The following is a 25,345-nucleotide window of genomic DNA, read 5'->3' as shown; positions in this document are numbered from 1 at the left end:
CGGCCAGGGCGTCCTAGTGGGTGAACACCGCTTTGCGCTTGCCGAGCATCGCGGCGGCGCCCTCGGCGAAATCGGGTCCGCGCAGCAACTCCGCCTGCCCGGCCTTCTCGGCGGCGAGCGCCTCGTCCAACGACGCCAGGGCGGCCCGGTTGAGGGTGCGCTTGGTGAGTTCGAGGGCGCGGCGCGGGCCGTGGGCGAGTTTGGCGGCGACCGCCTCGACCTTCGCATCGAGCTCGTCGACGGGCAGGACCCCGGCCAGCAGGCCGCGTCGATAGGCCTCGGTGACGGGCAGCCGCTCCCCGAGCAGCGCCAGCTCCGCGGCCAGTGCCCGCCCGGATGCGGCGGCCACCAGCGCGGCGGCGCCACCGTCGGGCATCAGGCCGATGTTGATGAAGGCCTGCAGCAGATAGGCCTCTTCGCTCGCATAGGTGAAATCGGCGGAAAGTGCCAGCGCCACACCGATTCCCGCGGCGGCGCCGCGTACCCGCGCGATCACCGGCACCGGCGCGTCGATGATCGAACGGATCATCCGGTTCGCGCCGTCCATGGTCATCTCGGGGGTGATGCCCCGCTCCTTCTCGGCGGCCGCCGCGGCCAGGTCGGCGCCGGTGCAGAAATCACCGCCCGCCCCGGTCAGCACGACGACGCGAATCGACTGATCCTCGGCCACATTCCCCAGCGTGTCACCGAGGGCGATCATCGCGTCGTAGCTGAGGGCGTTCTTGCGACCGGGATTGTCGATGGTCACCCGCAAAACGCGATCGTCCCGCACGATGGTGAGGCCGGGGGTGTGGTCGTGATCGCTCATGGTTACTCCCAGGTGGGCCGTCGCCGCTGGCGACGAGACGAGAATGATGGTTAACTTTGCGAATTGTGGTTAACTTATGTTGACTTGTCCGGCGCTGTCAACCAATCGGCGCCGTCGACGAGCCGAAACGCAGAAGGAGAGGTGTATGGTCGCGGATCGCAGCGAGGCCGGGCTCGCATCCGCGCGACCGGGTACCACCACGACGACCCGGCGTCGGCCGAAGAATCGCAAGGCACAGATCGTGCGGGTCGCCGCCCGTGCCTTCAGTGAACGCGGCTATCACCCGGTCGGCGTGGACGAGATCGCCGCCGAGGTGGGCATCTCGGGACCGGCGCTGTACCGCCACTTCGCCAACAAGTACGCACTGCTGGTGGCCGCCGCCGAGGCCGGCGCCCAGCAACTGCTCGACGCCGCCAAGGCCGCCGACGCACCCGGACTCGATCCGAAATCGCGACTCACCGCGCTGATCCGCGCCCTGGCCGAGCACACCATCGATGTGCGCCGCGAGGGCGGGTTGTACCGCTGGGAGCGCCGCTACCTCGAGCGCGAGGACCGCGCGCGCATCCGGGTGATCTACGACGAGCTGCAGGATCTGATCGAATCCGCGGTCGCCGCGCTGCGGCCGGAGGCATCGCCCGCAGACGTGGAACTGATCGCGACGGGCATGCTGGGCGTGATCGGCAGCATCACCGCGCACCGCACGGCCCTGTCCAACGCGCGGCTGACCGATCTGATGCTCGATATGTGCTGGTCGCTCCTGCACACCGAGCTGCCGCCGCTGCCCGACCCCGCGGCCGGCGGGGCGCCGGTGCGCGGGCTGCCGCTGAGTTCCAAACGCGAACAGCTGCTCACCGAGGCGATCCGTATCTTCGGCCGCCAGGGCTATCACGAGGCCAGTATCGAGGAGATCGGCGCGGCGGTCGGCATCAACGCGTCCAGCGTGTACCGCTACTTCGCGAGTAAATCCGATCTGCTGGCCGCCGCGTTCCACCGCACCGGGGAACGCGTCGCGATCGCGAATTCCGAGGCACTGGCGGAGGCGACCAGCCGCTCCGACGCCGCGCTGCGCATCGCGGCGCGGTTCGCACGGCTGACCTTCTCGACGCCGGAGATCCTGCCGGTCTACTTCGCCGAATTCTCGAATCTGCCCGCGGCCGAACAGCAGAAGCTGCGTTCGGTGCAGCGGCAGAACGTGCTCGAATGGGCGCATCTGCTCGACGACGACCCGGCCGAGGCGCGCTGCCGCGTCCATGCGGCCATCGCGCAGGTCGTCGACGTCGGGCGGCGCGTGCGCTTCGAGAATCGGCCGGAACATGTCGCCCGGGTGTGCGCGTTGATGGAAGCGGTTCTGCTGGGCTGGAATTCAGCACCGGAGGCGGCGCAGGGCGAACAGCTCGAGGCGTAGCGGCGCCGGAACCGGCCGCGGCTAGAACCGGCTGTGGCGGATCCGGAAGATCGCCCGCGTCAACCGCAGATGGCGCGGGTGCCGGTCGAAACTCGACAGATCCACCGGCGCCCGGTAGCGCTTCTCCGCGATCGCCAGGGTGCGGCTGAATTCGCGCAATCCGGCCTCGCCGTGCGTATGCCCCTGCCCGTACTCGCCGACCCCGCCGAAGGGCAGGGCCGGGTTGGCGGCGTAGGCCATGGTCGAATTCACGGTCACCACACCGGTTCTGATGCGTTCGGCGAAGTCGGCGACACCCCGCACGTCGCGGGTGAACACCGAGACCGCCAGGCCTTGATCGGCGGCGTTGATGCGGTCGATCGCCTCGTCGATATTCGCCACCCGATTCACGATCAGCACCGGCCCGACCGCCTCCGCGGTGATCGCCTGGCTGTCCTCGGGCACATCGGTCAGCACGATCGGCTCGATATACGGTTCGCGGATCGATTCCAGGCCGCCCACCACGGCCCGGCCGCCGCGCGCGATCGCATCCTTGACCTGCCGGCGGACCACGTCGACCTGGGAATCCATGATCATCGGACCGTAGGAGGCCTTGCGATCGCCACCGGGACGCAGCGAACGCGCCTGGGCGACGACCCTTTCCAGGAACGGTTCGTAGACCGAGTCCGCGACGTAGGCCCGCTGGATACCGGCCGGGCTCTGCCCCGCGTTGGACATGGCGCCGAACACCGCCGCCTCGGCCGCGGTGTCGAGTTTGGCGTCGACGTGCACGATCATCGTGCCTTTGCCGGCCTTCTCGACCACGACGGGCGTCAGCGTGGGCGCGCACAGTTCGATCACCTCGCGCGCACCGGCCTCGGAGCCGGCGTAGGCGATCTTGTCGACCCGGGCGCGGCACAGTTCGGCGCTGGTCGCGCTGGTTCCGGTGATCGCCTGCAGGACAGGCTTGTTCGGCGCCAGCGCCGCCCAGCTGTCGGCCAGCCAGATACCGACACCGGGGGTGAGCTCACTGGGCTTGAACACCACCGCGTTGCCGGCGGCCATCGCGTACGCGATCGAGCCCATCGGGGTGAAGACCGGATTGTTCGGCGAGCCGAGCACTCCGACCACGCCCAGCGGCAGATAGCCCACCGAGGCCCGCTGATTGCGGGTGAGCCAGGTCGAGGCGAGTTTGCCTCGCCCCAAGAGTTTTTCGGCGTTGCGCGCGGCCCAGTTCAGATGTTCCACGGCGAGCATGATCTCGATCGCGGCGTCGACGCGCGGCTTACCCGATTCGGTGCAGATCAGTTCGGCCAGTTCGCCGGCGTTGCGGGCGATACTGCGCTTCCATTCCAGCAGCCAGCGCTTGCGCCCGGCGAATCCGATTGCCGCCCACCAGGTCTCGGCCGATCGAGCGGCGCGCACGACCTCGGTGACCGCTGCCGCGTCCATGATCGGATATTCGCCGATGAGCTCGCCGGTGCGTGGATCGTGGGACTTCAGCATCTCGGCCATTGGCCACCCTCTCGCCGGCGGAGACCTCGGCATTCGTTCGACGTGTGCACCAGCAGCGGGCGGGCGACGATGCCGCGGGCGGGTGCGGACGAATCGATACCGCTCCCCTGGTCGTCAGACTATGGTGCGTCCCGGGCGAGCGACAACAACCACGAACATCCTACGAACCGCCCGGTCCGCGTCCGGACCAGCGACAATGGTGATCGAGGCCGATTCGCCGACGGAAGTGTGAGCAACGCCACAGATTGAACCCGCCGACGCGTTTCGACGACGACCTGTTTCAGATCGCGGTAGAAAACTATCGCGGCGGAAAACGCCGGGGCTCGGTCGACGCCCCGAGCCCGCGGCACCGACGGCCGCGCAGCCGGACGAAGTAACATCGCGCCCGGTGGAAGGTATCCATCAACCGGGACAAAGATCAGCGTTCCGGACAATCCGGTCGCGGCCCGGCCGATAGTGGAGAATTGATGCCGAGTTTGGACAACGCAGAATCGCACACACCGCGTGAGGATTCGGGCGGCACCGACGCGGCAGCGTCTCGGGCAGACACCGACGCGGCAGCGTCTCGGGCAAACACCGACGCGGCAGCGTCTCGCGCAGACACCCACGCGGCAGCGTCTCGGGTGAGCACCGATATCACCACCGGTGCCGATACCGCCGTGACCGCATCGGGCACCGATCCGGCCGTCGTGGTCGACGATGTGCGCAAATCCTTCGGCGAGGTCCAGGCGCTGCAGGGCATCAGCTTCACCGCCGCGCGCGCCTCGGTGCTGGGCATCCTCGGACCCAACGGCGCCGGCAAGACCACCACCGTCAAGATCCTGTCCACCCTGTTGCGCCCCGATTCGGGCAGCGCCTCGGTGGCCGGGCACGATGTGGTCGCCGACGCGGCCGGGGTGCGCCGCTCGATCATGATGACCGGGCAGTACGCCGCACTGGACGAGAATCTCTCCGGCCGCGAGAACCTGGAACTGTTCGGGCGGTTGATGGGCCTGCCCAAGAAGGACGCGCGTCGCCGCGCCGACACGCTGCTCGAGGAATTCGACCTGGTCGGCGCCGGTAAGCGCGCGGTGCGGCACTACTCCGGCGGTATGCGCCGTCGCGTCGACATCGCCTGCGGATTGGTGGTGCGGCCGGAGGTGGTCTTCCTCGACGAGCCGACCACCGGCCTCGACCCGCGCAGCCGCCAAGGCGTGTGGGATCTGGTCAACGCGCTCAAGGAGCAGGGCATCACGGTGCTGCTGACCACGCAGTATCTGGAAGAGGCCGACGTTCTCAGCGACAACATCATCGTCATCGACAAGGGCACGGTGATCGCCGAGGGCACCGCCGACGAACTCAAGGAGAAGACCGGCGGCAGCTACTGCGAGGTGGTCCCGCTGGACCCGACGCAGTTGCGCAAGGCGGTGTCCGCGCTCGGCGAGCTGGTGCCCGAGGCGCTGCGGCACGAATTCGCCGGCGATCGGATCTCCATCCCCGCCCCGGACGGGGCGAGCACCCTCGCCGAGGCGGTGCGCCGTCTCGACGCCGCGGGCCTGGAACTGGCCGATATCGCGCTGCGGCGGCCCTCGCTCGACGACGTCTTCCTGTCCATCACCGGTCATTCCGGCGGAGTTCAGTGAGCGCGCCGGTGGCCGCCGAGGCCCGCCTCTTCGCACAGATGCCCGAGGCGCGGATCTCCAGTTTCGCCCAGTGGCGGGCGCTGACCGGGCGGATCGTGCGCACGATGGCGACCAAGGGAGAACTGGTCGTCGCGGTGATCACGCCGCTGGTGTTCACCCTCGGCTTCTATCTGCCGCTGCGTTATGTGATGCAGTTCCGCGGCATCGACTACGCGCAGTTCGTGATGCCGATCATCGTGCTGCAGACCATGTCGTTCACCATGATGTCGAATGCGCAGATCGCCGCCTTCGAATCGATGACCGGTCTGCACACCCGGATGCAGACCATGCCGATCGGGCCGATGGTCCCGCTGATCTCGCGTATCTGCGCGGGTCTGGTGCGCTCGGTGACCTCGCTGATCGCGGCGTTGATCTTCGGTTACATGATCGGTTTCCGGTTCACCGCCGGCCTCGGCCAGGCGGTGCTGTTCTGCGCGTTCTCACTGGCCGTCGGAACCGTGCTGGCCATCGGCGCGGACGCGCTGGGCAGTTTCACCAAGAGTCCGGAGGCGCTGAGTCAGGCACTGACCCTGCCGACGCTGATCCTCGGCATGCTGTCGTGCGGCTTCGTGCCGGAATCCGGATTCCCGGCGTGGATTCGGCCGTTCGCGCGTAATCAGCCGGTCTCACAGTTCTCCTTCGCGCTGCGGGATATGGCCGCGGGCGGGGTGAGCTGGCATGTGCTGTGGGTGCCGCTGGTGTGGTTGATCAGTCTGACGGCGGCGTTCGTACCGCTGGCGGTGTGGGCGAGTGTGAGGCGATCGTGAGCAGTCTGACCATCGAAACGACCGAGACCGCCCCGGAAACTCTCGGCTGGCAGACGCCGCTGCCGGTGGTCGCGCCGCGGTCGGAGCGGTCCGTCGCGACCTGGGCGCGGCACAGCCTGATCCAATGCAAGCGGTTGCTGATGGTGTGGGCGCGCGACCCCGCGACCACCATTCAGACGCTGATCTACCCCGCCCTGACGCTGCTGATGTTCCGGATCGTGCTCGGTGATTCGATCACCGCGGCCACCGGCATGCCCAGCGTCTACGGCACGGTCCCGCTGATCACGCTGGTGGCGGCCATGTCCGGAGCCGTGGTCAGTGCGCTGGGCTTCAAAACCGAGAAGTACACCGGCCTGCTCGGACGCTTCTGGACGATGCCGATCCATCGGGCCGCGGGGCTCACCGGGCGGCTGCTGGCCGAGGCGCTGCGCGTCCTGGTGACCACGCTGTTCGTGATCGCGGTCGGCGTCTGCATCGGCTTCCGCTTCTGGAACGGCCCGCTGGCGTCCCTGGCCATGATCGGCATTCCGGTGCTGTTCGGCGTGGGCTTCGCGGTGATGGTGACCGCCCTGGCCACCGTCTCCGAGGGCGTGATGCTGGTCAACATCATCAGCATCATCAACACCCTGCTGATGTTCTTCAACTCCGGCTTCGTCCCGGTCTTCGCCTACCCCACCTGGTTGCAGACGATCGTCGAGAACCAGCCCATGAGCACCGCCATCGACGCCATGCGCGGCCTCTGCTGGGACGGCCCGGTCGCCGAATCCCTGTGGAAGACGGTGGCCTGGGTTTTCGGCATGATCGTCGTCTTCGGCTACCCGGCCGTACGCGGCTACCGCCGCGCCGCCGAAACAGGAGCCTGATTCGACAAGGACACGTCTACTCATTTGACTTGTAATTGTCCAATGAGTAGACAACACTGGTGATCAGCGAACAGCCGACCCGGACGATCCTCCAGGAACTCATCCGTTCGGGATGGAGCCGTAAGCGCCAGGGCAAGGGCAGTCACAGTCTGTGGCAGTGTCCGACCGGGCAACATTCGGTGACTGTTCCGGATGGGCATACGACGATCCGAGCCGGCGTGGTGCGGAGCATCCGGAAAGCGGTCGACGGCTGCAGTTGCCGAGAGGAGACGGCGATGAAATACGAGGCACACGTAACCGGACGCGAGGGCCGGTGGTGGGCGGTGACCATCCCCGCACTAGGCGAGGACGCACAGACCCAGGCACGCAGACTCGACGACGTCGCGGACGAGGCACGGGACTATGTCACCGTCACCCTCGACGTAGCCCCCTCCACGATCGATATCGAGGTGGTGATCGATGACCTCGGTGGCGTGCGCAATATCAACGAACGCGCCGCGCGTATCCGCGCCGGACGGGCCGAAATCGAGCGCATCGAGCGGGAGAACCAGGCCGAGGCGCAGGCGCTGGCCGTCGAACTCGCCGAGCAGGGAATTCCGTTGCGAGACATCGCAAGTCTCACCGGATACACCTTCCAGCGGATCGGACAGATGACAGCATCCAAGGCACGTGAGCAGGCCCAGGCGAGCTGAGCCCGCCGATACGGCCGCCAAGGGCCGGCCTACGACGCCGGGCGGGCGCAGCCGCGTAGTTCGCCGATGTATGCGGTCATGGCGTCGCGGTTGCGGGTGAGCAGGTCGATGCGCTGGGTCAGGCGGTCGCGCTGGTGTTCGAGGGTGGCGATGATTTCCGGTGTGGCGTCGGCGAAATGGATGTCGCGCGGGTCGTCCAGGCAGGGCAGGATCTGCTTGATGATCCGGGTGGGCAGGCCCGCGTCCAGTAGCCCGCGGATGTGCAGGATCTGATCGACCAGACGCTCGTCGTAGTCGCGGTAACCGTTGGCGCAGCGGCGCACCCGGATCAGGCCCTGCTCCTCGTAGTAGCGCAACAGCCGCCGGGACGTATCGGTCCGCTCCGCCAACTCGCCGATTCGCATATGTCCTACCTCACAACGGCTTTCGATTGACCTTCACATGTATGGCAAGGTTCGACGATACCGGCATGAGCACGGACATCACACTGTACGACTACTCCCCCATCACCGAGCGCGAGCCGATCCACTGGCCCGAGGGTAAACGAGTCGCGTTCTACGTCGGCCTCAATATCGAACATTTCTACGTCGACCTGCCGGGCACCGCGACCTACGAGGGCACCACCACTCTGACGCCGGACGCCCTGAACTACGGCTGGCGTGACTACGGCCCGCGGGTGGGCATCTGGCGCCAGATCCAACTGCTCGACAAGTACGGGATCCGGGCCAGCGCCCTGTTGAATTCCGATGTGGGCGAACGGTATCCGCAGATCATCGCGGCCGGCAAGGAACGCGGCTGGGATTGGCTCGCGCACGGCAGCAGCAACAGCCATCTGCACACCGGACTGTCACTGGACGAGGAACGCCGGGTCCTGACCGATATCGTCACCACCATCGAGAAGACCACCGGCCGCCGGCCCCGCGGCTGGATGGGACCCGGCCTCACCGAAACCTTCCACACGCCGCAGCTGCTGGCCGAACTGGGACTCGAGTACGTGCTCGACTGGACCAACGACGATCAGCCCTATCGGCTGAATGTGCCCGGGCTGCTGAGTGTTCCGTATTCGGTGGAACTGAACGACATCGGCATCTTCGTCAGCAAGGGCCTCACCGGCCCCGACTTCGTCCGCATGGTCCGCGACCAGCTCGACCAGCTCTACGCCGATTCCGCCGACAGCGGCCGGGTGCTGGCGCTGGCGCTGCACCCGTTCGTCACCGGCCAGGCGTTCCGGCACCGCTATCTGGACGAGGCGCTCGACTACGTGGTCAATCATCCGGGCGTCTGGGTGACCACGAGCGACGAGATCGCGGAGCATTACCGACGGACGACGGCGTGACGGCCGTTACCCACCGGCCACGGTCAGATAGATCAGCAGCAGGTTCAAGGCACTGATCACCGCGGCGATCAGCCACGCGGCCGCGGTGGTCGCCCGATGATTGGCGTCGGCGCCCATCAGAACGCGATCACTCGTGAACCGCACCAGCGGGATCAGCGCGAACGGGATGCCGAAGGACAGCACCACCTGCGAGACGATCAGGGCGCGGGTGGGGTCCACGCCGGCGGCGAGGATGAGCAGAGCGGGAATCAAGGTGACCACGCGGCGGAACAGCAGTGGGATCTTGCGGCGCAGCAGCCCGTCCATGATCATCGCGCCGGCGTAGGCGCCCACCGAGGTGGACGCCAGTCCGGAGGCGAGCAGGGCCACGGCCAGCAGCAGGGCGGCCCACGGACCGAGGACCTCGCGGACCGCGGCATGCGCGGATTCGATCGAGTCGATATCGCGGCCGCCGAGCGTAGCGGCGGCCATCAGCAGCATCGCCAGATTGACCGCACCGGCGATGATCATCGCGAGGCCGACGTCCATCCGGGTCGCGCGCAACAGGCGGCTGCGGCGCGGGCCCGGCTCGGTGCGGCCGTGCCGGTCGCGGGTCAGGCCGGAGTGCAGATAGATCGCGTGCGGCATCACCGTGGCGCCGATCATCGCGGCGGCGAGCAGCACACTCTGCGCACCCTCGAAACGCGGCACCAGCCCGCCGGCCACGCCGGACGGCGAGGGCGGCGAGATCACCACACCGGCCAGGAAGCCGATCGCGATCACCGCCAGCAGGCCGATGATCACGCGCTCGAACGGCTGCTGTCCGCGGCGGTTCTGCACGGCCAGCAAGGCCATCGACACCACGCCGGTGATCACGCCGCCGAGCAGCAGCGGCAGTCCGAACAGCAGGTTCAAGGCGATGGCGCCGCCGACGACTTCGGCGAGATCGGTTGCCATCGCGGCCAATTCGGCCTGTCCCCAGTAGGCCAGCCGGACCGGGCGCCCGGCTCGTTCGCGCACGATCTGCGGTAGTGAGCGGCCGGTCACCACGCCCAGTTTCGCCGACAGATACTGCACCAGCGCGGCCATCACATTCGCCATGACGACCACCCACACCAGCAGATACCCGTACTGCGCGCCGGCGCTGATATTGGAGGCCACATTGCCGGGGTCGACGTAGGCGATCGCCGCCACGAACGCCGGGCCCAGCAGGACCACGAGCGAACGCAGCCGATTCCGGCTCGCCGGCCCGGATTCGACGGTGATCGCGTCCATGAAAAATAGTTTACGGGCAACCGAACTTTTTAGTGAGCCAGCCCCCCCGAAAAGAGTGAATCCGCCCCGATCGCGAGGGCGATCGAGGCGGATCCGGTGGTTCGGGTGAGGCGGTCAGATGCCCAGACCGCGGGCCAGCACCGGCCACGAGTCGAGGAAGTCGTCGTGCCAGTAGCCCCACGAGTGGGTGCCCGAGCTGCGGAAGTTGTAGGTCGCCGGAATGTTCAGCGAGTCCAGCTTCGCCTGCAGGTCGTGGCTGCAGTAGTTGGTGGCGGCCTCGATCACACCGCCGACGACAAGCTGGTTACCCAAGCCGTAGGCGCCGGGGAGGGCGTAGGGGCCGTTGAGGGTGTCCCACTGGCCGGGCAGGCCGTTACCCGAGGAGATGTACAGGTTCGCGCCGCGCAGCTGATCGGCGTGCAGCAGCGGGTCGTTGTCCTGCCAGGCCGGGTTGTCGTCCTCGCCGTACATGTTGCGCACGTCGCCGCCGCCCCAGGTGTTGACGGTGAGCTTCACCGCTTCGCGGCCGACCTGTGTGCTGCTCTCCGCGCAGCCGGAGTAGGCGGCCACCGACTTGTACAGGCCAGGCTTGGCGATCGCCAGGTTCAGCACCGAGGTGCCCGAAGTCGACAGACCCGCAATGGCATTGACGCCGTTGGTGCCCAGCGCGCCGTCGATCAGCGAGGGCAGCTCCTCGGTGAAGAAGGTCTTCCACTTGTTGCGGCCCAGGCTCGGGTCGTCCTTCAGCCAGTCGGTGTAGTAGCTCCACTTACCGCCGATGGGCTGCACGACGTTGACGTTCTTGTCCGACAGGAAGCCGTTGACGATATCGGTCTTCTTCTGCCACGACGCGTCGTCCTCGCCGCCGCCCGCGCCGTTGAGCAGATACAGGGTCGGGCGCGGCACCGAGGCGTCGGCGGGGCGCTGCACATCGACCGGGAAGGTGCGGTTCATCGCCGCCGAGTGGACGTACAGCCGGATGCTGCGGTCGTCCTTGTAGGTGGCCTTCTCGATCCGCGATCCGTCGGGCGACTGCGGGTCGGCCAACAGAGACTTCGAGGCGATGACCGGATCGTCCGCCGAGGCGGACGTTGCGCCGACTCCGGCCACGACGCCTGTGAGGACTCCGGTGGCCGCGAGCACGGCAGCAGCTCTCAGACCACTACGCCGGAAGTGTCGACGAATCAATGTTCACACCTTCGCTATCTGCTCGAATTCGGTTTCAGCTTTCCGCGGGGCGCCCGGCGAGGCGCCACCCGGACGGTCGAGACCTCGCCCGACCCTACGGCCTATCTAGTCGTCTGACCAGACCGGTCCGTTACGTATGCGCCGCCCATCATGCCGGAGACGGCCCCTCCGGGCGAGGACCGGCCCCGCGCGCCAGCAGTGGCCCGAGGTCGGAAGGCGCCGCCGATCCGGCGGCCGCCGACACGTCGAGGTCGGCGAGGTCCGCCTGCGGCGTCTCGACGAACCGGGCGACGAGTGCGGCGAGTCGTTGCGAGAAGGCGCCGGCGGCGGATTCGTCGAAGACATCGCACGCGTATTTCAGGGTGACGCGAAGCTGGTTGTCGCGCACCACGACAACGGTCAGCGGATAGTCGAGATCGTCCGCTACGGCGAATCCGGTCACCCCGACGCCGTCGACGGCCAGCCGGTCGAGTACCTCGCGATCGACCGGGAACGATTCGAATACGACCAGGGAGTCGAACATTCCGCCCACACCGGCGGCATTCTCGATATCGCGCAGCCCCAGACAGCAGGATTCCGACAGCGCGGACTGTTCGGCCTGCATGCGGGTCAGCAACTCGGTCACGGTGCCCGAGGACGCCGCGCGCAGCCGCACCGGAACCACGGTCCGGAACGACCCCACCATCGCCGCCACTCCGGGCAGGGCCGTGGGCCGGCCGGAAACCACTGCGCCGAAGACGATGTCGTCGCGGCCGGTCTCCCGCGCGACGGCCAGGCCCCAGGCCGCCCGCACCACGGTGTCCACCGATACGTTCAGCCGGACCGCGAGTCGGGTCAGGCGCTCGGTGTCCGCGGCCGACAGTTCGAAGCCCACGACGCCCGTCTCGTTCGAGCGGGCACGACCCGCCTCGGCCGGGGCCAGCAGCGTCGGTTCGGTGACTCCGGCGAGCGCGTGCCGCCACCGCGCGCGTGCGGTGGTGAGATCCTGTGCGACCAGCCACCGCAGATACTCCGCGTGCGAAACGGATTTCGGCAGCTGCCGGGTCCGCGTGCCCACCGCGTAGCGCGTCAGCAGATCCCGGACGAGCAGCGACGCCGACCAGCCGTCGATCAGCGCACGATGGCCGGTGATCAGCAGGCGGTAGGCCGCGGCGGGCAACCGCAGGAAGGTGAAGCGCAGCAGCGGCGCCCGATCCGGCTCGACATGCTCGGCGGAGTCGAGTTCGGCGATGCGCGTCGCCTCGGCCTGCGCCGCGTCGACTTCGAGATCGGTGAGATCGATACCGCGCCAGGCGACGTCGACCCGGGACGACACGACCTGGATCGGAGTGCCGGCGTGGTCGGCGGTGAAGGCGACGCGGAGGGCGTCGTGGCGCTCGAGCACGGCTTGGGCCGCAGCGCGCAACCGGGACTCGTCCACGGAGCCGTCGAGATCCACGGTGACCCTGGTCAGCGCTGGGCCCGCCGGGGAGTCGGCGCGGGCGGCCAGCATATCCGCCTGCGCCGCGGGTACCGGCCAGACATCCGCCAGGTTCGGGTAGATCTGCGACAGTTCGGAGATCTCGTTCTGCTCCATCCGCACCAGGGTGAAGTCCGACACCGTGAAACCGCCGGCGTCGGGGCGGGTTCCGTGTTCGGCCAGACCGCCCAGGGCCCGAACCCATTGCCCGGCGAACTCTTTCACCTGATCGACGGTGAAAGCCGATGCCGCGTAGTCGAATCGTGCCAGCAGGCCGTCGTCGGTCGCGTCCACGGTGATGTCGAGCAGCACATCGCCGGGCGGCGGTCCCGGATAGGGCCGGGCCGGACGCAGATCCCGGTAGCGGAAGGCGGTGCGCCCTCGGGCCGCCGCGGCCAACTGCGGACCGGTCCGCGGGTTGAGATAACGCAGCAGGCCGTAGCCGACCCCGGAATCGGGTACTGCGCGGCGCAACTCCTTGATCCGGCCGATGGCCACGCCGGCAGCGGGGCCGCCGAGCAGAGCCTCGTCCACATCGATCCCCGCAAGGCCCACGAGCAACGGGTGGGTGGCCGTGAAACCGCCTGCGGTAGTGGCGTATTCCGTTCCGCACACCGCGCGAGCGTCGGCCGGCAGCTGCACCACGGCACCGATCAGGTCGCCGGCGGTGCCGCGGGGCGTGGGTTCCTGCGCCAGGGCGAACGCGGTGAGCAATACCTCCTCGACGGTGGCATGGTAGGCCCGCGCCACCGCGTCCACGGCGATCGCGCCCTCGGCGGTGATCACCAGCGAAACCCGGCCGCGCGCCGCGAGATCGAGCCCCTGAATCGGGGCGTCGGCCGGGGCGGGCCGGAGATGATGGTGCCACCAGTCGAGTTGCTCGACGGTGTCGGCGGCGTTCGCCCGCTCGTGCAGGACGCGACTGAATCCGATCGGACCGGCGTCGACGGCCGCGGGCGCGGAATGGCCGCCCGCCCAGGCGTCCGACAGCTCGTCGACCACGATGCGCCAGGACGTATCGTCGATGACCAGGCAGTTCGCGACCACGACCACATTGGCCGCCGCGTCGCCGCCTTCGGGCGACGGGATCAGCCCGAAGGCGATGTTGTGCCCGCTCGCCGGATCCAGTTCCCGGCCCATCGCTCGGACCGCCAGATCGACGGCCTCCGAGCCCGGCGCGAACTGCCGCAGCACCGCCGCCGGGGGCGTTTCCGGAATCACGAACACTCCGGCCTCGTCGTCCAGCCGCGCCGACAGCATCGGATGCCGCTCGAGGACGCCTGCCACCGCTTCCCGGATCCGCTCGGGATCGCAGTCGGACGGAAGGTCGACCACGATCGCCTGCTGCGGCAGCGTCGACGCTTCCAGTCCCAGCAGCCGAACCGCCATCGGCGGCAACGGCATCGGCCCGCCGGTGGTGGCCGGCGCCTCGATGATCGCGACGCGGGCGAGCGATTCGATCGTTCGCGCGGTGAACACGTCGCGGGGGGTGAAACGCAGACCCCGGGTGCGAGCCCGCGCCGCGAGTCGAACGGCGAGCTCGATGTCACCACCCAGTGCGAAGAAGTCGTCGGTCGCGCCGACGTGCTCGATCCCCGCCACCTCGGCGAAGATTTCGGCGATCAACTGTTCGGCCGGGGTTTCCGGTGCTCGGTGCTCGATCGCCGGGCGGCCGGCGCGCGGTTCGGTACGGCCCACGTATTCCAGCGTCGGCACACCGCGCTGCCGGCGAACCACGTAACCGGTGCGGAACAACCGCTGCCCGGGTGCCCCGCCGGGATCGGCGACGAACCGGGCCGCGGTGGCACCGGGGCGGTCGTGATATCCCCGCGCCAGCTGGACACCGCCGAGATACAGCTCACCGGCCACTCCCGCCGGCACCGGCCGCAACCGTGCGTCGAGTAGTACCGCGTGTACGCCTCGGTTCGGCGCAGCGATCGCCGGCACCGCATCGGGCGCGGCCGCCTCGCCCACGGCGAAGGCGACGGTGCTCTCGGCGGCGCCGAAGGCGATGTGCACGCGGGGATCCGGGCCCTCGGGGCCGTTCTGCCACCACGCCGGTGCATCGGCCCCGACCGGCTCGGCACCGGTGAGGATGATCTGCGCCGACTCCGGTAGATCGCCGTCCAGTGCGGCGAGGGTCGGCACGTCGAGAACGGCATGCGTCACCTCGCGGTCGCGCATGACCCCGGCCAGTTCGGCGCCTCCCGCGATATGCGGCGGCACGATGACCAGCGGCCCGGCCACCCCGACGGCGAGCACCAGCTCGAGCAGCGCCGCGGCATGCGCGGGCGACGCGAAGGCCAGGACCCGAGCGGCCGGGCCCGGCTCGTAGCGCTCAGCGAGTTCGGCGCTCAGGTTTCCCAGCCCCGAGTGCGTGAGCACGACGGCGCCCAGCCGGTCGGCGGCATCGTCGGAATCGGGAGCGTAGAGCAGGCACGCGGCATTGTCCGGATGCAGCGCGACCGTGCGGTCGGCATCGGAAATCGGTGCGCCGGAACAGGAGTCGACCTCGTAGGCGAACCTCGGGTCGTCCAGCACGATCCAGCCGCCCGCGGTGTCCGGTAGCCGCGCGCCCGCGGCTCGCACCGTGACGCCGAGGTCCGCGCGACAGTCGGACACGATCCGGGCGATCCGGTCGGCGGGACCGCTCGGATCGATCGGCACGAGCACCGCGCCCGATTTGACCACCGACCACAGCGCCACCACGGCTTCGAGCGAACGTCCGATGGCCACCGCGACCCGGACATCCGGGCCCGCCCCCAGTTCGATCAGCAGCCGGGCCAGTTTGGTCGAGGCCAGGTCGAGCTGGGCGTAGGTGAACGCGCGACCGCCCACGACCACCGCCGGACCGTCCGGATCGGCGGCGACCGCGGCCGCCATCAGGTCGGGCAGCGTCACGGGCGCACGCACCGGCACGTCGGTATCCGCGACGAGATCGCCGGTCTCGGGTGCCCCGGGCATCTCCGGGCCGTCGAGCGCGATGTCGGCGTCGTGCGCCACCGCCGCCAGAATCCGGACCAGTTGCTCAGCGGCCTGCGTGACCGACTCGCGGTCGAACAGGTCGGTGGCATAGGTGAATTCACCGCGGATCCCGGCCGCGCCGCCGGCGGCCGTGCGATGTTCGCGCAGACTCAGGCGCAGATCGAACCGCTCGCTGCCGGTGACCGGTTCCGCCACCACCGAACTCAGGTCCGGTACGTCGAAACCGCACGCCACCGGTTCGCCGAACGAGAACGCCACCTGCGTCAGCGGATGCCACGCTTCGCCGCGCTGCGGAGCCAGCGCGTCCACCAGGCGTTCGAAGGGGACGCCGGCGTTGGCGACAGCCCGCAGCCGGGTGTCACGGACCTCGGTCAGCAACTGCGCGAAGGTGCGATTCGGCATGACCCGGCTGCGCAGCACCAGGATGTCGGCGAACGGGCCGACCACATCGGCGAGGCCGGGTTCGCCACGGCCGGTGACCGGGATTCCGATCGTGACGTCGTCGGTACCGGACATCCGGGCCAGCACCACCGCGAGCGCCGCGTGCACCACCGTGGACACGGTCGAGCTGTACGCCGGCGCCAGCGCGGTGAGGGCGGCGTGCACCCGCGGGTCGACGGTGATGTCGACCGTGCCGACGTCGAAACTCCGCTGCGTCGGGCGACCGGCGGGCCAGCGCGGTTCGTCCGCGAGATCGGCGAGTTCCGTTGTCCAGTAACGCAATCGGCCGGAGATCGGGGAGTCCGGATCGTCCTCGGAACCCGATACCGCGAGCTGCCACTGCGCGTAATCGGCGTAGCGCACGGGTAGCGGTGCCCACGCCGGCGCTCGGCCCGCGCGCCGGGATGTGTACGCGGTCGCGAGGTCCCGGATCAGCAACCTCATCGAGAGATCGTCCACGGCGATCCGGTGGGCGGCGATCATCAGCACAGATTCGGTACCGGACAGCTGCTGGAGACGTACACGGAACGGAAGGTCGACGGTGACGTCGACACCGCCGCCGAATTCGCCTCTCCCCCGGTCCGCGCCGGCCTGCACGACCTCGAGATCCGGCGTCGCCTCGGCCACCGGCAGCACCCGTTGAATCGGGATGCCCGTTCCGGCCTCGACCTCGGGATAGACCGTGCGCAGCATGTCGTGCCGCGTCACCAGGTCCGCCAGCGCCTGCCGCAACACCGCCACATCCAGCGCGCCCGACACCCGGATCTCGCACGAGATGATGTAATCCGTTGCGGTGGTGTCGAACTGGTCGAGCAGCCAGAACCGATGCTGGGCGTAGGACAGCGGCAGCGGTTGCCGCCGCGGCGCCGCGCTCAGCGCCGGTCGTGTGCCGCGCTCCAGCCACGCGGCCAGCGCCCCCACCGTCGCGGCCTCGTACAGGGCTCGCACCGGTACGGCGAATCCCAGTGCGCCGCCGATGTTCTCGGCCGCCCGAACCGCCTGCACGGAGTTGCCGCCGCGCGCGAAGAAGTCGTCGTCGATGCCGATCCGGTCGACGCCGAGCACCTCGGCGAAGGCACCGGCCACGACTCCCTGCACCGGGGTGACGGGCGCCCGGAAACCGGTGGACGGGGATTCCGGCTCCGGCAGCGCGTCTCGATCGAGCTTCCCGTTCGCGGTCAGCGGCAGCGAGTCGAGCACCACGAATGCGGCGGGGATCAGACGATCCGGCAACGCCGCGCGCAACGCCGATCTCACCTGCGCCAGATCGAGTTCCCGATCGGCGGAGACGAGATAGGCGACCAGTCGATCGCCGGTGCGCGGATCGGATTTCGCCACCACCGCCGCCTGCGCGAGTTGCGGCAACCGCAGCAGCACGGCCTCGATCTCGCCCGGTTGGACGCGGAAACCCCCGACCAGCGCCTGATGATCGGTGCGGCCGCGATAGTCGAGATCGCCGGCCGCGGTCCACGCGACCAGATCGCCGGTGCGATACATCCGCCCACCGCCGCCGAACGGGTCGGCCACGAAGCGTTCCGCCGTCCGGGCCGGACCCGCGACATAGCCACGGGCGAGGTCCGGACCCGCCAGATACAGCTCGCCGGAGACACCGACCGGAACCGGATGCAGCCGTGAATCCAGCACGTATATATGGCTGTTGCGGGACGCCGCACCGGCCGCGTGCGCCGCGTCGGAACGACGGTCGACGATCGAGATCCCGCCCTCGGCGTAGGCGCACAGGTGGTGGAGCTCCACCGGATGCGAGACGTCCGGACGTTGCGGCGGCGTGCCGGGCACATCACCGAGGACGATCACGCGCCGGAGCGAACTCGGACTCACCTCCGCGTCGTCGCCGGGCGCCGCATCGTCCAGCGGTGCCGCGGACGCGGTGTGCAGCGTGGTCACCCGCTCGCGCTCGATCAGCTCGGACAGCGAACCGTCGGTGGCGTCCGGTGCGGCGAGTACCAGCCGACCGGCCGCCGTGACCGCGGTCCAGAGTTCCCAGGCCGCCGACTCGAGGGGCGAGGTGGTCGCCGGGAGCACCGCATCGTCGGGTCCGAGCTCGAATCGTGTTCGGTACCGGACCAGTTGGCGCGCGGCGGCGCGGTGCGCAATGGTGAGGCCCCGGAGCCGACCGTCCGGCCCCGGACCGACGATTACGAAGGCCGGATGCTGCGGGAGCAGCGGCGCGAGCCGATCGTCGTCGCCGACCGGCCGCGGCGAGATTCCGGACAAGTCCAGTTCGTCGATGCGTACGACGTCCTCGCGGGCCACACCCCGGCCCGCCTCGGTGAACGCCGGCATGGATTGGGAGCGGCCGCGCCAATCACGGGCCACCACCGCGGGTTCGGCGGGCGCGCCGGGCCCGGGCGGCACCGGCAGGTCCGTCGCGGACAGCACGACGACCGGCTCGGCGGCCGCGAGGAGACGGCCGATCCTCTCGACGGGATGAGCGGGGTCCACCGGCACAGCGGCACCACCGGCGACCGAGACCGCGAACGTCGCGATCATGAGGTCCACACCGCGCGGCATCACCAGCGCCACCCGCGACTCGGGGCCCACGCCCAGCGAGATCAGATGTCGCGCAAGGCGATTGACCCGAGCGTCGAGTTCCGCGTAGCTCAGTCGCACCGGGGCCTGATCGGGCTCTCCGGCATCGGCCGAGTCGGCCACCAGCGCCACCGCATCCGGCGGTGCGGTGGCGACGGCGGCCGCCAGCAGGGCCGGCAGGGTGGTGGCGTCCGGATCCGGTTCGCCGGGCGCGCCAGGGTCCGGCAGGCTCCGCTCGGCGGGTGTCAGGATGTTCAGGTCACCGACCGGCGTCGTGGGGTCGGCCGCCACCTCCGCGAGCAGCAGAGTCAACCGCTCGGCGATCGTGGTCGCGGTGGCGGCCTCGAACAGGTCGGTCGCATAGGTGAGAGCGCCGCCGATTCCCGTGGGGTTTCCGTCCTCGCCGTAGGTGTCGGCCACGCTCAGATGCAGATCGAGTGGCGTGGCGGCGGTATCGGCGTCGACCTCGGTCACGCTCAGACCGGGCAGGTCCCGTTCCGGCAGTGCCGATTCGGCAGCCCGGTCGCGCAGCGACAGGCCCACCTGGAACAGCGGATGATGCGCCGTCGACCGGGGCGCGGCCAGCGCCTCGATCAGGATCGCGAACGGCAGTTCGGTGTGCGCGTGGATCTGCGCGTCGCCGTCGCGTCGGCGCGTCAGCAGCTCGGTGAACGGTTCCCGGGCATCGACGTGGGTGCGGACCACCACGGTATCGGTGAACACGCCGATCAGATCGTCGAGTTCGGTCTCCGTGCGGCGCTCGACAGGAGTACCGACAGCGATGTCGGTGCTGTCCGACAGCCGGGCGAGCAGCACGGCGAAGGCCGCATGGACGACGGTGGCCAGTGTCGCGCGGTGAGCGCGTGCCACCTCGAGCAGACCGGCGTGCACCTGCGGCGCGATCCACACGTCGACGCGGGCGCCGGCTCGCGTCGCCAGCGGCGGACGCGGACGGTCCGTGGGCAACGCCAGAACCTCGGGCAGCCCGCGCAGTTCGCGCTGCCAGTACGACAGTTCGCGGTGGGCAACCGAACCCGGCTGCGACGCCGATCCGAGTACGCCTTCGCGCCAGAGCACATAGTCCGCGTACTGCGCCGGCAGCGGCGCCCACTCGGGCGCGGCGCCGCGAGTACGGGCGGCGTAGGCGGCCAGCACATCGCGGACCAGCGGACGCGTCGAGGACACATCGGCGGCGATGTGGTGGACCACCACGATGAGGATGTACTCCCGGCGCGCTCCGGGGGCGAGATCGGCGATCTCGAGCAACCGCACCCGCAGGGGGATCTCGGTCGCGAGGTCGAACGGCGTTGCCGCCGTTGCCTTCACCGCTTCCGGTACATCGTCCGCGTCGAGCCGTTCGGAACGCAGCTCCAGCCGGATATCGGCGGGGAGCACCGTCGGCACCGGTCCGTCCGCGGTGTCCGGATACACCGTGCGCAGGATCTCGTGCCGGACGAGAACGTCGTCGAATGCGGTACCGAGCGCCTCGGTGTCCAGGCTGCCGGTCAACCGCAGCGCGAAGCTCAGGTGGTGGGCCTCGGCATGCGGGCGCGACTCCGGCGTGCCGGCATCACCACGGTCGAAACGGTTGAGGAACCACATCCGCTGTTGCGCCGGAGCGAGCGGCAGCCGCTCGGGACGCTCGATCGAACCGAGGCGAGGCCGGCGGCGGGCATGTATCTCCGCGTCGAGAAGGGCCGCGAGCCCCGCGACGGTGGGGTTCTCGAACAGCCATCGCAGCGGCACCCGTTCGCCGAGCGCCGCGCCCAGCCGGGTCACCACTCTGAGGGCGAGGGCGGAACCGCCACCGATTGCGAAGAAGTCGTCGTCCGCGCCTACCCGCTCGCGGGCGAGTTCCGAGCCGAAGGCCTCCGCGACCATTTGCTCCGTGGGAGTGACGGCCGCGCGGAACTCGGGCTCGGCACGCATCGGCTCGGACGGTGCCGTCCCGCCGATCCGGGTCGCGCCCGGCCGCCGCCGGAATTCCATCCGATGATCCGTGCCGCCCAGCCGAACCAGGCGTGGGGGCCGCGTGTCCTCCGGGGCATCCCAGAGCGCCCGATCGCCGGTCCGGTACATGCGTTCACCGGAGCCGAACGGGTCGGCCACGAAACGTTCCGCGGTCGCACCGGGTCGCCGCAGGTATCCGCGGGCCAGCCGCTCTCCGGCGACATACAGTTCGCCCTGCTCCCCCTCCGGCACGGGACGCAGGCGGTCGTCGAGCACGTAGGCGCGAACATTCCACTGCGGCAACCCGATCGGCACGACCGGCCGATCCTCGCCGTCCGCCGGCCAGTAGGTGACCGAGATCGCGGCCTCGGGCGGCCCGTACAGCTGGTGCACGCGGGCATCGCAGACGGCGTGTACCGCATCGACGGTTTCCGGGCACAACTCCTCGCCGATGACGAAGACGTCCTGCAACGTGGGGCAGCTTCCCGCGGCGGTGTGCTCGGCGAATTCCGACAGTGCCGACGGGGAGAAGTCGGTGACCGTAACACCTTGGGCGGCAATCGTTTTCGCGAGAACGCGCGGATCACGCTCGCTGCCGCGCGTGGCGAGCACCAGCGTGGCGCCGGCGCGCAGAGGCAGCAGGCAGCCCCACAGCGCCACATCCGCGGTCACCGCCGTCCACTGGAGATAGACGTCCCAGCTGCCCAGCGGATAGGCCGCCGACATCCACTCGATCTGCTGGTCGAGCGCGGCGTGCGACAGCACGGCGCCCGTCGGCCGGCCCGCCGTTGCCGGAGCGAAGACGATGTAGGCCGGATGCCCGGGGAGCAACGGCGACAGCAGTTCCGGCGGCCTGATCGGGCTCGGATCGAACCCGCCGAGATCCATCGTGTCCAACCGCAGCAGGGGGATGCGCGCGGGCACGGTGATGACGTCGGCGACGGTGGTCACCACGCAGACCGGCCGCGCGACATCGACGATATGTGCCGTGCGATCGGCCGGATCGTCGGGATCCAGCGGCACACAGACGCCACCGGCCGCCAGGATCGCGTACATCCCGACGAGCAGATCCGGGGACCGGCGAACGGCCAGGCCGACCGTGGTCTCCGGTCGCACCCCGCGGGAAATGAGCAGGCGGGCAAGCTGGTTGACCTGAGCGTCCAATTGGGCGTAGGTGAGTTCGGCGCCCGCGCAGGAGACGGCCGTCGCGTCGGGCACCTGCGCCACGGCCCGGCGGAAGCCGTCCAGCAGCAGCGCCGGCGCGACCGGGTGCCGATTGTCGTTGTATTCGTAAACGATCCGGGTCAGCTCGTCCGGAGCGAGACCCTCGAGGTCACCGATCGGGCGGTCCGGAGCGTCGGTAACCTCGGTCAGCAACCGCAGCAATCGATCGGCCAGACGGGCCACCGTCGGCTCGTCGAACAGATCGGTCGCATACCCGAATCGCGCGGTCAGCTCCTGCCCGCGGCCGTCGGAGCGGACCGGCGCCACGGTGAGTTGCAGATCGAACGGCGTTGCGGTGCAGTCGATCTCGACCGGCGCGAGCGACAGGCCCGGCAACGACAGCGGAGTCCGATCCGGCTCACGGACCGCCAGCAGCACCTGCACCAGCGGGTGGCGGTCGCGCGAACGCCGCGGGCTCAGCCCTTCCAGCAGGAGCTCGAACGGCAGGACGGCGTGCTCGAACGCGTCCCGGTCGCGGTGCGCCACCGTCGCCAGCAGCTCGGTGAACGGCAGCGCCGGGTCCACCGGGGTCCGCAGTGCGACCAGATTCTCCAGCGGGCCGATCAGCGCGGCGAGGGCACCTTCGCTGCGGCCGGAAAGCGGAGTGCCGACCACGATGTCGCGCCGCCCCGACAGCCGCGCGAGCAGGACGGCCAACGCCGCGTGCAGCACGGTGAAGAGGTCGACACCCGACGTCCGCGCCAGCTCGTCGATTCGCTCCCGGAGCCGGGCGTCGATGGGGAACGGATATTCCGCGCCGCGCCCGGAAGCCACCGGCGGGCGCGGGCGATCCGCGGGCAGGGGCAGCGGATCGGATATTCCGGCGAGCACCTCCCGCCAGTATTCGATCTCCCCGGCCGCGACCGAGGCGGGATCGTGTCGATCGCCGAGGAGTTGGGCATGCAGCAGTGCGTGGTCGGCGTAGTGCAGTGCCAGCGGCGGGCGCGAAGGCACCGCGCGATTGCGCCGCGCGAGGAAGGCGATCAGCAGATCGCGCAGGAGGACGGCCATCGACTCGTGGTCGGCGGCGATGCGATGCACGCCGACCGCGAGCACGTGCTGCGCGTCGTTCAGTTCGGCCAGCGCGAACCGCACCGGCACCTCGGTCGCGACATCGAAGGCGGCGCCCACGACGTCGGCCAGCCAGCCGGGGAGTTCCGCCTCGTCGATCGAGACCGGCTCCACCTCCCGCACAGCCTCCTCCGGTGGCAGGACGACCTGGTGGGGTATGCCGTCGGTCTGTGGATAGACGGTCCGCAGGATTTCGTGCCGCTCGGCCACGTCGGCCAGAGCGGCCCGCATCGCGTCCACATTCAGACGGCCGGACAGCCGCAGCGCGGAGGCGACCGCGTCCACGGGTGCGGTCGTGTGGCCGTCGCCGGCGTCGAACTGATTGTGAAACCAGATGTGCCACTGCCGCGGCGACAGCGGAAGACGGTCCGGGCGCACCGGCGGCCCCGGTAGTGAGGGCGGCACCGGGCGCGCGGACGGCTCCGACAGCGCCGACGACACCGGGCGCTCAGGCGGGACCGGCAGCGCCGACGGCACCGGTAGCGCCGACGGCACCGTGCGCGCAGACGGCTCAGGCAGCGCCGACAACTCTGGGCGCGCCAACGACTCAGGGCGCGCCGACGGCACCGGTGGCTCCGGGAGCGCCGACAACTCTGGGCGCGCCGACAACTCTGGGCGCGCCAACGACTCAGGGCGCGCCGACGGCACCGGTGGCACCGGTGGCGCCGGTGGCTCCGGGAGCGCTGACGACTTCGGGCGCGCGGACGGCCCCGGTAGCACGGACGGCACCGGGCGTGCAGACGGCTCCGACAGCGCCGACGACACCGGCAGCGCCGACGGCACCGGGCGTGCAGACGGCTCAGGCAGCGCCGGTGGCTCCGGCGTGACGACCGGTCCGGCAGCGGCCGGAGGCAGCACCGGAGCGGAAGCAGCCCGCTCCGGCGCGGACGCAACGGACTCCGGCGCGGACGCAGCAGGCACCGGCGCCGAAGCAACGGGCTGCGACGCGAACGGCTCAGCCACATCCTCGCGCGCGACGGTGCTCGGCCGCGGCAGGAATTCGAGCCCGCTCTCGGTGCGCCGCACCACTTCTCCGGTGCGGAACAGGCGAGAACCGTCGGGCTCGAACGGATTCGCGACGAAGACCGCCGCGGTCGCCGCCGCGCGGCCGTGACAGCCCCGTGCCAATCTGTCACCACCGATATACAACTCGCCCGCCACGCCGTCCGGCACCGGCCGCAGCTGCTCGTCGAGCACCCACACGGCGATACCGCGCATCGGCTCACCGACGCCCGGTGCGACACCGGCCGTCGCGAGCGCGGTGACGGGCGTGACCGCCTGTGTCTGCGAGGTGAGAACGGCGTGGGTGACCTCCGCCGCCGCCGACAGTTCCGTGAGGTCCGCGCCCGTGGCCACCGTCGGCGCGGCGACGACCAGCGTCGCACTGCCCCGGATCGCGGTCAGCAGCTCGAGCAACGACAGGGCCGAGGCCGACGCCGCCGGATGCAGTACCCGCGACTCGGCGTCGACGCCCAGCCGCTCGCGACGCTCGTCGCAGGCGGCGCACAGCCCGGCCTGGGTGATCACGGTGCCGACGGCCGCGTCCGCCTCGTCGACCGGATAGAGCACTGCCGCCGGATGTTCGGCCCGCAGCGGGCGCACCCGGTGGGCATAGGTCACCGGATCGGCGGGCAGCCGGTCCAGCGCGGCGCCCAGTTCGGCGCTGTCGAGACACAGCCATTCCGGCCCGGCCGGCAGTCCCGCGAGGTCGGCCGTCATGGTCAACCCCACCGCGGGACGCGCATCGGCGAGAATTCGGCTCGTCCAGGTCTGCGGCGCAGCGGGATCCAGGGGTACGACGGCGGCGCCGGTCTGCGCGACCGCCCAGACCGCGATCACCGCTTCCAGCGAGGGCACGGCCGCCACCGCCACCAGGTCCTCACTGCCGATCCCGCGCTGAATCAGCAACCGGGCCAACGGCGCCGACTCGGCGTCCAGCTCGGCATAGGTGAGATCGGCGACCGGGCCGGTGCGGTCCGCGACGACGACGGCTATCGCGTCCGGATCGGATTCCACCGCGGCGGTCAGCAGTTGCGGCAGCGTTCTCACGAACGATCTATGGGACCGGGCTCGGCGAATGCCGACAGAGTGGGTCATACCGTGGTCTCCTGCCGAACATCTTCCCGCCGCTCGAACAGCCGAACCACGAGCCTCTACCTCCTACCGCCGGTTGCCCGCTCATTGTCGGGCATGGGCC

Annotated in this window: 12 protein-coding genes and 1 pseudogene; 7 read left to right on the top strand and 6 right to left on the bottom strand. The window is 69.9% G+C overall.

Features of this window, described 5'->3' with window-relative positions:
- Positions 1 to 13: 13 nt before the first annotated feature.
- Positions 14 to 808: an enoyl-CoA hydratase gene (locus AC5592_RS07595; RefSeq protein ID WP_036498154.1), complete on the bottom strand. Its 795-nt coding sequence runs from the start codon at positions 806 to 808 to the stop codon at positions 14 to 16.
- Between the two features lie 145 nt (positions 809 to 953).
- On the opposite strand from AC5592_RS07595, the gene AC5592_RS07590 reads away from it, so the two are divergent.
- Positions 954 to 2,213: a TetR/AcrR family transcriptional regulator gene (locus tag AC5592_RS07590; RefSeq protein WP_051024269.1), complete on the top strand. Its 1,260-nt coding sequence runs from the start codon at positions 954 to 956 to the stop codon at positions 2,211 to 2,213.
- A gap of 21 nt (positions 2,214 to 2,234) precedes the next feature.
- On the opposite strand, the gene AC5592_RS07585 is transcribed toward AC5592_RS07590, so the two are convergent.
- Positions 2,235 to 3,740 (bottom strand): aldehyde dehydrogenase family protein, encoded by a 1,506-nt coding sequence (locus tag AC5592_RS07585; RefSeq protein WP_442789558.1) that lies wholly within the window; start codon positions 3,738 to 3,740, stop codon positions 2,235 to 2,237.
- Between the two features lie 590 nt (positions 3,741 to 4,330).
- Here AC5592_RS07585 and AC5592_RS07580 point away from each other — a divergent pair.
- From AC5592_RS07580 to AC5592_RS07560, 5 genes and pseudogenes are all read left to right on the top strand, one after another.
- Positions 4,331 to 5,329, top strand: coding sequence for an ATP-binding cassette domain-containing protein (locus AC5592_RS07580; protein ID WP_269750165.1), 999 nt, complete (start codon positions 4,331 to 4,333; stop codon positions 5,327 to 5,329).
- Between the two features lie 38 nt (positions 5,330 to 5,367).
- Entirely contained in the window at positions 5,368 to 6,135 is a 768-nt protein-coding gene (locus AC5592_RS07575; RefSeq protein ID WP_083870587.1) for an ABC transporter permease, read from the top strand.
- Complete coding sequence (locus AC5592_RS07570; protein WP_063063830.1) at positions 6,132 to 6,998, top strand: ABC transporter permease; 867 nt, start codon at positions 6,132 to 6,134, stop codon at positions 6,996 to 6,998. The genes AC5592_RS07575 and AC5592_RS07570 overlap by 4 nt, the downstream gene beginning before the upstream one ends.
- Positions 6,999 to 7,057: 59 nt before the next feature.
- A pseudogene (locus tag AC5592_RS07565) lies at positions 7,058 to 7,228 on the top strand (type II toxin-antitoxin system HicA family toxin); the annotation flags it as partial.
- A gap of 45 nt (positions 7,229 to 7,273) precedes the next feature.
- Positions 7,274 to 7,690, top strand: a complete 417-nt coding sequence (locus tag AC5592_RS07560; RefSeq protein ID WP_036498158.1) for a hypothetical protein — start codon at positions 7,274 to 7,276, stop codon at positions 7,688 to 7,690.
- A gap of 29 nt (positions 7,691 to 7,719) precedes the next feature.
- On the opposite strand, the gene AC5592_RS07555 is transcribed toward AC5592_RS07560, so the two are convergent.
- Entirely contained in the window at positions 7,720 to 8,094 is a 375-nt protein-coding gene (locus AC5592_RS07555; RefSeq protein ID WP_036498148.1) for a MerR family transcriptional regulator, read from the bottom strand.
- A gap of 65 nt (positions 8,095 to 8,159) precedes the next feature.
- Here AC5592_RS07555 and AC5592_RS07550 point away from each other — a divergent pair, with 65 nt between their 5' ends.
- The gene (locus AC5592_RS07550) at positions 8,160 to 9,026 is read left to right on the top strand and encodes a polysaccharide deacetylase family protein (RefSeq protein WP_063063828.1); all 867 of its coding nucleotides are present in this window, start codon (positions 8,160 to 8,162) and stop codon (positions 9,024 to 9,026) included.
- A gap of 6 nt (positions 9,027 to 9,032) precedes the next feature.
- On the opposite strand, the gene AC5592_RS07545 is transcribed toward AC5592_RS07550, so the two are convergent.
- The 3 genes from AC5592_RS07545 to AC5592_RS07535 all read right to left on the bottom strand — a co-directional run bounded on the left by AC5592_RS07545 (position 9,033) and on the right by AC5592_RS07535 (position 25,197).
- The gene (locus tag AC5592_RS07545; protein WP_063063801.1) at positions 9,033 to 10,280 is read right to left on the bottom strand and encodes an Nramp family divalent metal transporter; all 1,248 of its coding nucleotides are present in this window, start codon (positions 10,278 to 10,280) and stop codon (positions 9,033 to 9,035) included.
- Between the two features lie 114 nt (positions 10,281 to 10,394).
- Positions 10,395 to 11,423, bottom strand: a complete 1,029-nt coding sequence (locus AC5592_RS07540; protein ID WP_063063800.1) for an alpha/beta hydrolase — start codon at positions 11,421 to 11,423, stop codon at positions 10,395 to 10,397.
- Positions 11,424 to 11,616: 193 nt separating this feature from the next.
- A complete protein-coding gene (locus AC5592_RS07535) occupies positions 11,617 to 25,197 on the bottom strand; it encodes a condensation domain-containing protein (protein WP_063063799.1) in 13,581 nt (4,526 codons plus the stop codon).
- Between the last annotated feature and the right edge of the window lie 148 nt (positions 25,198 to 25,345).

Origin of the sequence: Nocardia violaceofusca NBRC 14427, assembly GCF_963869435.1 — a bacterium.
Classification (GTDB): Bacteria; Actinomycetota; Actinomycetes; order Mycobacteriales; family Mycobacteriaceae; genus Nocardia; species Nocardia aobensis.
The sequence above is the reverse complement of the archived record's forward strand: the minus strand, read 5'-3'. Positions and strand labels throughout refer to the sequence as shown.